Here is a 12,490-nt window from a genome sequence, read left to right as displayed (position 1 = left end):
GGCCGCCGGGGCGCTGTTCCGCTAGCGGAACAGCGAGTTGACGTAGTCGGCTCCGAGGCCGACCTTCTCGTAGTGCTCGCGGCACATGGCGATGTAGTCGTGCACGTCGAACATGCCGTCCGGCTCACCGTTCTCGTCCAGCCAGAGCAGGGGGCCGCGGACGATGAACATGGCCTTCATGGGTTCGTCGCTCTCGTAGGCCACCAGGGTGTGGCCCTCCCCCGGCGCCTCGTACACGAAGTCACCCGCACGGGCCGTCCACGGGCGCTCCAGGTACCCCCACTTGCCGGAGATCGTGTAGGCGAACACCTGGTGCGGGTGGTAGTGCCGGTTCACCAGCCCGGCGCTCTTCGCCCGCAGGATGTCCGCCCAGGAGTTGTCCTGCACGTTGATCCACAACGGCCGCGAACCCACCGTGTCGGTGAACGGCACGTAGTACCGATCGTCGTCCGTGGCGACCTGCGACAGGTACACCTCCGGCAGGGCGTCGGGCTTCTGCGAGTTCTCGAGCGGCTTCAGGTCCTTCCAGAACTCGTTGTTCACTGCCTCGTCCGGCACGGTGTCCTCCCGGGGTCACGGATCAGGTTGCTCGTCATCAGTGAAATCGACCGGGAACGCGACGTCTTCTCCCATTCGGACACGGGACTTGCCTGGTTCGGACACTTCGCGGGGCGTCTGGTCCGCGGAGGCCCGGCGCCCACATCGGCCACGCCAGGACCAGGATGGACAGACCGCGACCAGCTAGCGTGGACCGGGACAAACCAGAAGCGGCCTTCTCCGGAGGATCCCCGTGCCGCAAGAACCGATGCTCTATATCCTGCTCGGCGCGATCATCGCCCTGGCGGGCAGCGTGCTCGCCACCTGGGTTCAAGGCAGCCTGACGCGGCGTGCCAACGCCCGCGAGGCCACACAGGGGGCGATTCACGAGCTGTGGCGCCTCTTCATCGACGAGCGCGAGTCGGACGGGAGCGCGACCGGGATCACCGCCGGACGTACCCTCGGCGAGGCCGAACTCCTCACCGCCACCATCGCCGACCGCCGGACCCGCGAGCGCGTCACCCTGGTCACGCGGCTACTTCGCGAGTGCGAGCTGCCGGAGATGGAGGAACTCAGCGGCATGCCGGCCGACCGGGCCCGCCGCGCGCTCTGCGCCCACGTGCTGGACGTGCTCGGCACCCAGCTCCGCAACGAGCGCCTCCCCGCCCTGCCCGAGTCCCTGCAGTCGATGCGACGCGTGGAATCCGAAGCCCTCAAGATCCACGCCGGCGGCTCCCCGAAGCCCCGCACCCCCGAGCCCGCGAACGCCCCCACCCCGAACGACGAGCCCAACGCCCAAACCCAGACCGTCTCCCGGAGCAAGGTGCGCCGCCGCCCCCGCACGGCCCAGCCGGAAACCGCCCCCAAGCCGGACTCCACCGAGGCCTCGCCCTCATCCACGTAGGCCACCTCCCCCTCATCGGGAAAGCATCCTGATGGGGAGAGGTGGCGGGGGCGGTTAGAACGCGGACTCGGGGACGTCCATGATGTCCAGGGTCGTGTTCTCGACCATGGTCCGCTCGGCGGCGAGGCGGGGGAGGACCTGAGTGGCGAAGAACCGGGCGCCGGCGATCTTGCCGGTGTAGAAGTCGTGGTCGGCGGGACGGGCGGTGTCGATGGCGTCGGCGGCCGTCTCGGCCTGGCGGAGGAGGAGCCAGCCGAGAACGAGGTCGCCGAGGGCCATGAGGAGGCGCTGGGAGTTGAGGCCGACGCGGTATGACTCCCGGGGGTCCTCCAGCGAGGACATCGCCGCCGTCACCATGGACTCCACCATCGCGTTGACGTGGCCGGCCGCCTCGGCGAGCGCGGCGCGTTCCTCCTTGAACCCGCCGTCCTCGGGCTCGGCGGCGGCGAAGGACTGGATCTCGCCCATCAGCGCGCCCAGGGCGGCCCCGTTGTTCTTCACGATCTTGCGGTAGAACAGGTCGAGGCTCTGGATGGCCGTTGTGCCCTCGTAGAGGGTGTCGATCTTCGCGTCCCGGATGTACTGCTCGATCGGATAGTCCTGCAGGTATCCCGAACCACCCAGCGTCTGGAGCGACTGGGCGAGCATCTCGTAGGAACGCTCCGAGCCGACACCCTTGACCAGCGGCAGCAGCAGATCGTTGAGGGCCGCGGCCTGCTTGGCCGCCTCGGCGTCGCCCGCGTGCTCGGCGATGCGCACCGAGTCCTGGACCGTCGCCGTGTAGAGGAGCAGGGCACGCAGACCCTCGGCGTAGGTCTTCTGCTGCATCAGGCTGCGCCGGACGTCGGGGTGGTGGGTGATGGGCACCCGCGGCGCGGTCTTGTCCGCCATCTGGCTCAGGTCGGCGCCCTGGACGCGTTCCTTCGCGTACTCCAGCGCGTTGAGGTACCCCGTGGAGAGGGTCGCGATCGCCTTCGTCCCCACCAACATGCGGGCGTACTCGATGATCAGGAACATCTGGCGGATGCCGTCGTGGGTGTCCCCCACGAGGTACCCGACGGCCGGATGCTCGGCGCCGAAGGTCAGCTCGCACGTGGTCGAGGCCTTCAGACCCATCTTGTGCTCGACGTTGGTGGTGTAGACGCCGTTGCGCTCCCCCGGCGAACCGTCGTCGTTGACGAGGAACTTGGGGACGAGGAACAGGGACAGCCCCTTGGTACCGGGACCGGCCCCCTCGGGCCGCGCGAGGACCAGGTGGAAGATGTTGTCGGTCAGGTCGTGTTCCGCGGCGGTGATGAACCGCTTCACGCCCTCGATGTGCCAGGTGCCGTCGTCCTGGCGCACCGCGCGGGTCCGGGCCGCGCCGACGTCCGACCCCGCGTCGGGCTCGGTGAGCACCATCGTGGCGCCCCACCGCTTGTCGATCGCGATCTCGGCGAGGCGCCGCTGCTCCTCCGTTCCCTCGTGCCACAGCACGGCGGCGAAGCGGGGTCCCCCGCTGTACATGTAGAGCGGAGCGTTCGCGCCGAGGACCATCTCCGCGACGGACCAGACGAGGGAGCGCGGTGCGTGCAGGCCGCCGAGTTCGTCGGGGAGGTCCAGGCGGTACCACTCGGCGTCCATGTAGGCCTGGTAGGAGCGCCGCAGGCTCTCCGGGAGGCGCACGGTGCGGGTCTGGGGGTCGTACTCCGGGGGATTGCGGTCGGCGTCCTCGTAGGACTCCGCGACGACGCCGGTCGCCAGCCGGTCGACCTCGCTGAGGATGGTTCGGGCGGTGTCCACGTCGATCTCCGCGAACGGTCCGCTCCCCATGATGTCCTGCCGGTTGAAGACCTCGAACAGGTTGAACTCGAGGTCACGGAGGTTGCTCTTGTAGTGGGTCATTGGGCGCGCTCCGAGTCCGAGGCGACTGAGGCCAGGTGGCGTACTCTTCGGTAACAAATCGATGTTACTCGCTAGTAGGCGTTGGTGCCAGACCGAGTTTCCCGCCGATCCGGGTCCTTCGTGAGGAACCGACCTCTCCTGGGTACATTCCGTGCATCATGGACCCGCGGGCGATCGCCTACGACCGGCAGGGCAGCGGACCAACGTTGCTGCTCCTGCACGGCCTTGGGCACGAGCGCACCGCGTGGCGCCCGGTCGTCTCCCGACTGGCGGACGCGTTCGACTGCGTCAGCGTCGACCTGCCGGGGTTCGGGGAGTCCCCCGCGCCGGAACCCACGGCTCCCTACGACATCGCCACCCTCCTCGACTCCTTGCTGGACTTCTGCCGCCATCTCGGGCTGCACGACGTCCACGTGGCGGGAAACTCGCTCGGCGGGGCACTCGCGCTCGAGCTCGGCTCGCTGGGAGCCGCCCGGTCGGTGACCGCACTCGCCCCCGTGGGGTTCTCCTCGGGTCGGGCGCGACGTCTCGCCCTCATCGGCGCGCTGGCGACCGGGAGCCACGTCCCGCCCGCCGTCCGGCAGGCCGCCGCCCGCAGCGCCCCCGGACGGATGGCGGCGCGGCTGGCACTGCACGGAGCCGCGGACGCGCCGACCGCGCACGACGCGACCTTCCGCCCCGAAGCCCTGGATCCCCGATCACCCTTCGCCCGCCTGGCCAAAGAGGTGATCCGCTACACCTTCACCGCCGCCGCACCCCGGACCCCGGTGAGCATCGGATGGGGGGACCACGATCGGGTGCTGTCACCACGCCAGGCCCAGCGCGCGTCCCGGCTCATCCCGCACGCCCGGTTCGTCCTCCTGCTGAACGCGGGACACCTGTGCATGGTGGACGCGCCCCACGCCACGGCCGCCACCATCCGGGAGACGTGCGCCTACGGCGAGGCGACCTACGGCCCGCCCAGAACCCGCGCGGCACCCCCGCCCTAACTGTCCCTTCCGTCCCCCGCACCCGTCGCCGCCCGGCCCCGAGGATCCCCTAGGGGTCGGTCTCGGCGATCCGCGGGAGAACGATTAATCCCGCCAGAGGTGGACTTCCCCACCCACGACCGGGTAGGAGTGCAACTGCCATCTCGTCCCCCTGAACCAACGCGGAGGAGCACCGATGGGAATCGGTCTCGGGATCTTCCTGGCAGTTCTCGGCGCGGTCCTGTTCTTCGGCATCACCGCCGATGTCTCCGGCCTGGATCTCCAGGCGATCGGCATGATCCTGATGATCGCCGGCGCGGCGATCGTGGTGATCACGCTGATCTATCCACTCATTCGTGGCAATGGCGGTCACGAGGAACGACTCCCCGGCGACGACCGGCGCGCCTGAGCGGAACGACTCCCCAGTGGTCGATGTGACGTGAGTTACATTGCAGACGCTTCTCCCCTAGGGGTGAATCCCTGCTACGATCCGGTCTCGATAACTACGAGGTAACGAAGACCTTCGGGATCTCAGTACTGAGGAGTCATTCTTGAGTCATCCGCGCCTGAACAACCCACGCGCACGTATGGCGCGATTGGCAGAGGCCGCGCGGATCAAGCGCCCTCCTCGGCACGCGTTCCAGGCCGACCAGGCGATTTCCGCCCTGTGGCACGAGCTTTCGGCCGCGGTCTCCGCCCCGTGGGCCGGCGCCAGCCGCCCGATGTACCAGGCGGGAACGAACGACGTGGCCGTGCTCTCCTTCGGCGCCGGCTTCAGTGTCTGGTGCTGTAAGGGCGAGTTCATGTGGCGCGATGCCATGGCCGGCACCGTGACCCACCCGGCCAACGATCCCGCGGGAGCCGCGGCCAGAGTCGGTGGTTTCGCTCACACTCCCAGTCGATCTGCCCGTCCGGTTCTCGCCGCCGTCTGACGCCCGAGCGAAACCACGGTCACTCCCCCACCTCTTCACCCAGCCCCACCCCGACGTCAGTCATCCTCGCATCCGGCACTGACAAAACCCGACGGAACCGAGCGGACCGGATCACCGTCCCTCGTCGAATCCTCGGAAGAGGCGCCCCAGCCACACCTGGCGGCGCGCAGAGCCGTCCGATGCCCCTCCGTGGACCCGTCCACCGCTCCACGCCTCCGGCGCCCCACACGTCACCTCGCGAGCCGCTCCGTCCCACGGTCCGTCCCCCACGCGCCTCGCGCTCGTTTCCGTGCCGCTGGTACGGGCCTCCGACGGCCGCCGCTGACGACGGCGGGCACACCCCTTCCGCGAGTGAGCCGCACGGCGATCGCCAACGTCCCCCAACCGCGTGTGGGGGCCGCACCGGCGACCCCCACGTCCATCGTCGACGACGCGCGCGTCGCTCAGTTCTCGATCGGCACGTCCTCGATCTCGCCGAACGGCCCCGCGTTCAGGGTCAGGTTGTCGACCTCCTGCGCCGGCGCCGGGAAGATCGCCATCACCCGGTAGTCCTCCCCGGCCTGCAACGCGTGGACCTCCTCGGCGAACCCGGCGTACTGGTCCTCACCGTCGACGTCGTACTTGAGCTGCGCCACGTAGCGGACCAGGTCGTTGTCCGGCTCCACCAGTTGGAACCCGCCGAGGGTGCCCTCGCTGAACGTGTCGGGGCCCCCGTCGGGGGTCGCGTCGTCCCCGCTCATGTCGAGCTCGATCGGGTCGTCGGTGGTGTTGGTGAGGGAGACGGTGGTCACGATGTAGGCACCATCGCGGACCAGCGGGTAGACGTCGAGCTGGACGTCGTCGTACTCCTCCGAGGCGACGATCTCCCCGTCCTCCTCCCGGAACGTGGCCGGCGGCGCGACGTTGCGGGACGCGGCGTCCAGGCCCTCGCCGGACTCGCCCTCGGCCTCCACGTCCACCTGGTAGGAGAACTCGACGCGACGGTTACGCGCGGCCGCCTCATCGTTGTCGGAACCACCCTCCTCCGCGACCGGGTCCTCGCTCGCCCGACCCTCGACGTCGAAGGTGTAGTCCGAACCGAGCTCGTCCTCGAGCAGGTCCCGCACGGTCTCGGCCCGCTCCTCCGAGAGCGTCATGTTGTAGGAGTCGCTGCCAGTGCTGTCGGTGTGCCCAATGACCGTGACCTCCGGGTTGTCAGGGTCGATGTTGGACTCGATGGTCTGGCTCGCCTGGAGGACGATCTCCTCGGCGTCGTCGGTGAGGGTCGACTCGTCGACATCGAAGGTGACGTCGGAGTGCAACGCGACGGTCTCGGAGTCACCGTCACGCGTCGTGGAGGCCACGGTGCTGTCCACGAAGCTCTCCAGGCTGACGACCTGGGGTTCGGCCTCCGGGCCGGGCTCGGCGAGCTCGTAGGTGACCTCCGTCCCCGGCGGCGGGGGGTTGTTGTCGTCGTAGTCGAGCACGTTCGGCACGTCCGGTTCGCGGAACGCGTCGACGTCGGTCACCGGGACTCCCGTCATCGCCCCCACGCCGTAGCCGGTGAACGTCATGTGCGTCACGTGGCGGGGGATCGGCGGGTAGTAGAAGCGCCACTTGTTCGGCGCGTTCTCGTAGATCGGGAAGTACCCGTCGCGTGAGGGGACCGAGCCGTAGCCCTCCTCCGTCACCGGGTCGATCAGCGGCTCGTACACCCGCCCGGAGACGGGGTCCATCAGCCGCGGGGGGCTGGACAGGTTGTCGTTCGTCCCGGTGAGCTGGTCGAGGAAGGTGAAGTCGAGGTAGAGCACCGAGTACTCGTCGGTACGCTCCAGCGCCTCGATCGCGACCTCGATACGGGCGTCCTGGCCGGTGTCGACGAAGAGACGGGCCTCCCGCACCAGCGGATCATGCCCGACCTGGGCGAGGTCCTCGTTCTCCACTGGGTTGTCGTCCGTGGGTTCGGCCGCGTCGTCGCCCAGTTGTTGCATGAGTCCGCAGCCGCTGAGGACCAACGTGCCGCTCACCAGTGCACTGAGAGCGACGAGGGAGCGGGGTCGGGACATGGAGGAACTCCGATCAAGCGTCGTGGATGTCCGTGACAAGTGGGACGGACATCCACGCTGATCGGTTCCATACGATTCTCGCTGGTTGGGCGGACGGCGACCGAGGTGGGAACCGGTGGTGGGTGGTGTCGACCCCGGTAGAGCGGTTCGAAGCGCACCCCCACCGGTCGGATGTGGCGCGATTCCGGTGGGGGTGGAGAAATCCTGATGGGGGGAGTCAGGCCGGTCCGCGGCCCGCCGAGAGACGCCGCCTAGTGGCGGGTGGGGAACTCCTCCGCCGCCGCCAGGAAGGCGTCGTTCTCCTCGGGGGCGCCGACGCTCACCCGCACGCCCTCGCCGGCGAAGGGCCGGACGGCGACGCCGCGCTTCGCGCAGGCCTCGGCGAAGTCCATGGTGTCCTCGCCGAGCCGCAGCCAGACGAAGTTCGCCTGCGTGTCCGGGACGGTCCATCCCTGGGCGATCAACCGGTCGCGGACGCGGCGGCGCTCGGCCACGGTGGCGTCCACCCGGGCCAAAAGCTCCGCCTCGGCGTCGAGCGAAGCGATCGCGGCGGCCTGGGCGACGTGGTTCACCGCGAACGGGGTCATCGTCTTGGCCACCGCCTGCGCCACGGCCGGGGGGCCGACGAGGAAGCCGACACGGAGCCCGGCGAGCCCGTAGGCCTTGGAGAAGGTGCGTAGTACCGCGACGTTGGAGTGCTCGGGGTAGAGGGTGAGCCCGTCCGGGACCTCGGGATCGCGCACGTACTCCCGGTAGGCCTCGTCGAGCACCACGAGCACGTGGTCGGGGATCTTGTCCAGGAACGCCCGTAGCTCCGCCTCACGCACGGCGGTGCCGGTCGGGTTGTTGGGGTTGCAGACGAAGACCAGTCGCGTCCGGTCCGTCACCGCGTCGGCGAGCGCGTCGAGGTCGTGGGTCTCCTCGAGCAGCGGCACACGCACCGAGGTCGCCCCGGCGAGATCGGCCAGCAGGGGGTAGGCCTCGAAGGAGCGCCACGCGTACACGACCTCGGCCCCCGGCTCGGCGACGGCCTCCAGGAGCTGCACCACGACGCCGACCGAGCCGGCGCCGACCGCGATGTGGTCGGCGGGAACGTCGAAGCGCCGCGCGATCGCCTCGACGAGGTCGCCCGCCCCACTGTCGGGGTAGCGGTTCACCTCGCCCGAGGCGGTCCGCATCGCCTCCACGACCGAGGGGAGCGGCCCGTAGGGGGACTCGTTGGACGAGAGCTTGTACGACTGTCCGTCCGGCCCGACGACGCGTCGGCCTGGACGGTAGGGGGCGATCGCGGCAAGAACGTCCCTGAAAATTGGTGAATTCCCCTCCGCCACAGCACTCCTTCCCCGATACTCAGTGTGGGTGACCCATCACGATCGGACGCGGGCCTGGGTGTTCGGCCGGTCGCGACTCGGCCTGTCCCGACGTCCCACTCCTCGCAGGAAGGATATCCATGCGCTCCCCCGGATCACGAGTTCTCGTTGCCCTCGGTGCCTTGGGAACAACGACTCTGCTGGCGGCCGGCTGTGGCTCCGACCACTCTCCCGAGGAGCTGCACGACGCTCTGCTCACGGAGTTCGAGGACGCCGTACTGGCCGAGGACCAGACGGAGACCGGGGTGTACGAGGAGCTCACCACGGTGCAGGAGTCCGAGGCACTGCGGTCCTCGGTAGAGCTGGACAAGCCCGAGTGCGCGAACACCGCGAGCGAGTGGAACGAGCTGGAGGAGGTTCGGTCGGCGAACGCCGCCGTGGGGGTGTACGGCCGGGAGGGCGAGTACATCACCCACATCCTCCTCGACGCGTCGTCCGACACCGCGCAGGAGGCGTTGGACGCCCGCCCGCCGGAGGAGTGCCAGGAGTACGAGGCGACGAACGCCGACGGCAGCGTCAGCTCCTACTCGGTGTCCGACCTGGACCTGTCGGACGTCGGCTCGGGCTCCTACGCGTTCCTGGTGGAGACCGAGGCGCAGGACACCACGGTGTTGATGTACAGCCTGGTCTACGAGGGTGACGGCTACCTCGGCATGACCACGGTGCTGGGCACTGAGGCCTCGGAGGACACGCTCGTGAACTTCACCGAGACGGCCCTGGAGCACGAGGCCTCAGTGCTCGGCTGACCTCGGCGGGGACATCGGCGCGAGCACCGTCCGTGGCCGCTCCGCGGTGCCGTTCGCGCCGTCGACGCTGTCCATGAGGAAGCGCACCGTGCGTTCCGTGCTGTCCGGCATGGCGGTGGGCTTGCGCGCACGGGACCTCTGTGGTGCCGGAACCTCGCCGAAGGCGGCCAGGGTCGTGCCCGTCTCCGGATCGGCGAACACCGCGTGGACAGCGGTCGAACGCCGTTTGAGGGACACCGCGAACACCAGGTCGGTGTCGGTGCCCTCGCGTCGTCCCCGGAAGCGAAGCATGCGCCAGCACCCGTAGCGCCAGACCTCCGCTGGTGACCGGTCGCCGACGAAGCCGGCGTTGGCACGCCAGACGTCACTCGTGCGCAGCCGGGCGATGGTGCGGGCCAGCGGAACCTCGCGCACGGTGCAGGAGTCCCGCAGCGCCAACCGGCGCACCGCCTCCGGCACCTCGGGCGACAGCAGGACCACGACGAGCAGCGCTCCGGCGAACACCGTCCAGTGCTGGCCGGTCATGTGCCGCACGACGTCCATCCCCGATACGCCGACCCCGGTGGCGGCGATCGCCGCGACGGCGAGCAGCGCCGCGCGGACGATCATGCGCGTTCCCACGGGTCCGGAGCTGAGGTCGCCGAAGCAGCCGCATCCGCCGAGCGGGTCTCGGGCCCGTCGGACGAGCAGCGCGAGCACGGCGCCGCAGAAGTAGATCCCGACCCCGAACGTCACGGCCGCGCCGAACCACCCGCTCGCCAGCAGCAGTGTGCCCGCCAGGACGGCCTCGACTCCCGACTGGACGTACACCGCGTTACGGCCCGACGCCGAGGTTCGGCCGCCCATCGGTCCGGTGTGGTGTTCGGGACGGCTCGCCCCCTTGCCGATCGCCGCGAGCAGAAGGACCAGGCTGAGCAAGGGCAGTTGGATCTCTCGCAGGACTTCTACCATGTGGTCGCCCTCCCTGGGACAGTGAGCCGGCCGGGGAAGCACCCCGTCTCCGGCGAGCCGCCGAGCGCGATGAAACTCGCCAGGGTGAGCTCGGCCAGGCGGCCTCGGGGAGCGGCCGCGGTCTCCTCCGAGAAGTGGTCGCAGAAGTAGCGCGCCATGGACGCGCACGCGGTCACGGGGACCGCCGCCGCCTCGTCGTCCGGGCAGCGCAGGTTGCGCAGGGAGAGCATCATCCCGAGGGACATCAGTGGGAGTGGGACACAGCCACGCGTCGGGGCGCAGTGCTTCCCACAGTCGGACAGGGGGTCCACCGCCGGGTAGGCGGCGCCGGCGGACAACGCGATCGGGTCGCTGTAGATGTTGCGGCCCCGCGCGGGGTCGAACCAGGTGACGCTGCCGTCGATCTCCCCACCGTGGCCGGTGTCGCGGCGGTGGCGCTTGGTCACGGTGCGCCGCGGCGGGTCGACGGCCGGGGTCGACGGCTGCTGCGCCGCCGGGGTCAACGCCTCGACGACGCCGTCACGCCAGAGACCAACGGCGTCGAACAGGAGGCCGGGCTCCAGCCGGGGATGGGCACCGAACACGTCGGTCGCCGACTCGGGTATCACCGCGACCTGGTGCCCACGATCGTGTCCGGCGTCGACGGTCACCTCCGCGCCGTTGACCTCCACGATCACACCCGTCACCCGGGCGATTCCCGACCACACCCGTTGGGCCGTCCACCGACTGCTCGGCGACCGTAGGACGAACACGTCCTCTCCGACCGCGAGCTCAGCGGGCGTGATCCTTCCACCCCGCCACACGACCGACTCCGCGTTGAGGATGAACCGCTCCTCGCCCTTGTCGGTCGCCGTGACGAGCAGGTGGGACCGTGCCTCGAGCACGACCCCACGCGACACCACCGTCTCGGGACGGTGCGGCTCGGGCGCCACGGCGGCCCCGAGCAGGGAGGCTGTGAGCCGCCGCCGAACTGGAGTGAAAATGACCACCACTCCCCCTATCACTCATTGTGAACAGGTTCTCACGGAATGTCCTAATACGGTGGTGTGCCACGCCAGGGTTTTCGGCGACGTCGCTGGCATCGTGCTCCACGGGCGCTCGTCGCACGCGATGTCCCCGTGGGCGGCACGTCCACTGGCGGTTCCCCGCTGGGATACGGGCACACGCGAAGGCCCGACTTGACGCAAGACGAACCCGGAGTTGACGGAGACCTCATCTCCGTTCGTGCGAAGCTGGAATTATCCGTTGAGACGGGGACGGCTCGCCGGACAACGATCCGACCCCGCCGCACCATCCGGTCGCACGGACCGGCCACACGGATGCCGGCGCGCCGGAGCGGGCACTGTGGGGACCGGTCCACCCGGTCGGCGAAGGGACGGTGGTGGACGTGTGCGAGGAGGCGAACGGTTCCCGATACGAGGAGTTCACGCGTTACCTCAAGGACCGCGGACCGGCACTGTTACGTATCGCGCGCTCCCTCGCCGGAAACAAGCCCGACGCCGAGGACCTCCTCCAAGCGGCGCTGATCAAGACCTTCCTCTCCTGGGACAGGATCCACTCCCCACAGGCGCGGGACGGCTACGTGCGCCGCGCGATGGTCAACACCCAGATCTCGGAGTGGCGCCGGCGACGGGTCCGCGTCTACGCGACCGACGACGTCCCGGACCAGGAGGTCGAGGACCCCAGTTGGCAGGCCGACCTCGCCGACCTCGTCTCCCGCGCCGTGGACGGCCTCCCGGAACGTCAGCGCGCCGTGGTGCGGCTGCGCTACTTCGACGACATGACCGAGGCGGAGATCGCCCGCACCCTGGGTGTGAGTGTCGGCACGGTGAAGAGCACCGTGTCCCGCGCCGTCACCCGCCTGCGCCACAACGCCGAACTCGCCGCCGAACGCCCCAGCCCCCCGCCCCAACGCTCCTCCCACCACCGCGCGGCCACCCCGGTTGAGGGAACTTCCTAGATTCGTTTTGCACGTGGGCACACGAGGTCGGTACCCTTATCCCGCCAGGAGGCTTCGCCTAGTCCGGTCTATGGCGCCGCACTGCTAATGCGGTTAGGGTTCACGCCCTTCCGGGGTTCAAATCCCCGAGCCTCCGCAGGTCAAAGAAGGGCCCCGCTCAACGAGCGGGGCCCTTCTTCGTGTTCGGGTCGCA

The 12,490-nt window shown here is 69.5% G+C and carries 12 protein-coding genes and 1 tRNA gene; 7 read left to right on the top strand and 6 right to left on the bottom strand.

Features of this window, described 5'->3' with window-relative positions:
- Positions 1-21: 21 nt before the first annotated feature.
- Positions 22-558, bottom strand: coding sequence for a 2,4'-dihydroxyacetophenone dioxygenase family protein (locus J4H86_RS16905; RefSeq protein WP_236538724.1), 537 nt, complete (start codon positions 556-558; stop codon positions 22-24).
- Positions 559-790: 232 nt separating this feature from the next.
- Between J4H86_RS16905 and J4H86_RS16900 the strand changes: the two genes are divergently transcribed.
- The gene (locus tag J4H86_RS16900) at positions 791-1,441 is read left to right on the top strand and encodes a hypothetical protein (RefSeq protein WP_236538723.1); all 651 of its coding nucleotides are present in this window, start codon (positions 791-793) and stop codon (positions 1,439-1,441) included.
- A gap of 54 nt (positions 1,442-1,495) precedes the next feature.
- On the opposite strand, the gene J4H86_RS16895 is transcribed toward J4H86_RS16900, so the two are convergent.
- Positions 1,496-3,325 (bottom strand): acyl-CoA dehydrogenase, encoded by a 1,830-nt coding sequence (locus J4H86_RS16895; protein ID WP_236538722.1) that lies wholly within the window; start codon positions 3,323-3,325, stop codon positions 1,496-1,498.
- Positions 3,326-3,483: 158 nt separating this feature from the next.
- Here J4H86_RS16895 and J4H86_RS16890 point away from each other — a divergent pair, with 158 nt between their 5' ends.
- The 3 genes from J4H86_RS16890 to J4H86_RS16880 all read left to right on the top strand — a co-directional run bounded on the left by J4H86_RS16890 (position 3,484) and on the right by J4H86_RS16880 (position 5,225).
- Positions 3,484-4,314, top strand: a complete 831-nt coding sequence (locus J4H86_RS16890) for an alpha/beta fold hydrolase (protein WP_236538721.1) — start codon at positions 3,484-3,486, stop codon at positions 4,312-4,314.
- Positions 4,315-4,489: 175 nt separating this feature from the next.
- Positions 4,490-4,702, top strand: a complete 213-nt coding sequence (locus J4H86_RS16885; RefSeq protein WP_236538720.1) for a DUF6458 family protein — start codon at positions 4,490-4,492, stop codon at positions 4,700-4,702.
- 178 nt (positions 4,703-4,880) lie between these two features.
- Complete coding sequence (locus J4H86_RS16880) at positions 4,881-5,225, top strand: hypothetical protein (RefSeq protein WP_236538719.1); 345 nt, start codon at positions 4,881-4,883, stop codon at positions 5,223-5,225.
- 443 nt (positions 5,226-5,668) lie between these two features.
- Here the strand turns inward: J4H86_RS16880 and J4H86_RS16875 are convergent, their stop codons facing one another.
- Together J4H86_RS16875 and hisC are read right to left on the bottom strand one after the other, a co-directional pair.
- Positions 5,669-7,270 carry an OmpA family protein gene (locus J4H86_RS16875; protein ID WP_236538717.1) on the bottom strand — a complete coding sequence of 534 codons (1,602 nt, stop codon included), beginning with the start codon at positions 7,268-7,270 and terminating at the stop codon, positions 5,669-5,671.
- Between the two features lie 251 nt (positions 7,271-7,521).
- Positions 7,522-8,601, bottom strand: a complete 1,080-nt coding sequence (hisC, locus tag J4H86_RS16870; protein ID WP_236538716.1) for a histidinol-phosphate transaminase — start codon at positions 8,599-8,601, stop codon at positions 7,522-7,524.
- Between the two features lie 161 nt (positions 8,602-8,762).
- Here hisC and J4H86_RS16865 point away from each other — a divergent pair, with 161 nt between their 5' ends.
- Positions 8,763-9,386, top strand: a complete 624-nt coding sequence (locus J4H86_RS16865; protein ID WP_236538714.1) for a hypothetical protein — start codon at positions 8,763-8,765, stop codon at positions 9,384-9,386.
- Here the strand turns inward: J4H86_RS16865 and J4H86_RS16860 are convergent.
- Positions 9,372-10,337 carry a MauE/DoxX family redox-associated membrane protein gene (locus tag J4H86_RS16860; protein ID WP_236538712.1) on the bottom strand — a complete coding sequence of 322 codons (966 nt, stop codon included), beginning with the start codon at positions 10,335-10,337 and terminating at the stop codon, positions 9,372-9,374. The two genes, J4H86_RS16865 and J4H86_RS16860, sit on opposite strands and share 15 nt — an antisense overlap.
- A complete protein-coding gene (locus J4H86_RS16855; protein WP_236538710.1) occupies positions 10,331-11,326 on the bottom strand; it encodes a hypothetical protein in 996 nt (331 codons plus the stop codon). Before J4H86_RS16855 ends, J4H86_RS16860 begins: the two co-directional genes overlap by 7 nt.
- A 398-nt stretch (positions 11,327-11,724) precedes the next feature.
- Here J4H86_RS16855 and J4H86_RS16850 point away from each other — a divergent pair, with 398 nt between their 5' ends.
- Together J4H86_RS16850 and J4H86_RS16845 are read left to right on the top strand one after the other, a co-directional pair.
- Positions 11,725-12,297 (top strand): SigE family RNA polymerase sigma factor, encoded by a 573-nt coding sequence (locus J4H86_RS16850; protein WP_236538709.1) that lies wholly within the window; start codon positions 11,725-11,727, stop codon positions 12,295-12,297.
- 47 nt (positions 12,298-12,344) lie between these two features.
- A tRNA-Ser gene (locus J4H86_RS16845) sits at positions 12,345-12,433 on the top strand.
- Positions 12,434-12,490 lie beyond the last annotated feature (57 nt).

The organism is Spiractinospora alimapuensis, from assembly GCF_018437505.1.
Lineage (GTDB): Bacteria > Actinomycetota > Actinomycetes > Streptosporangiales > Streptosporangiaceae > Spiractinospora > Spiractinospora alimapuensis.
Note: the sequence above shows the minus strand (reverse complement) of the source record. Positions and strands in the feature narration are given on the sequence as shown.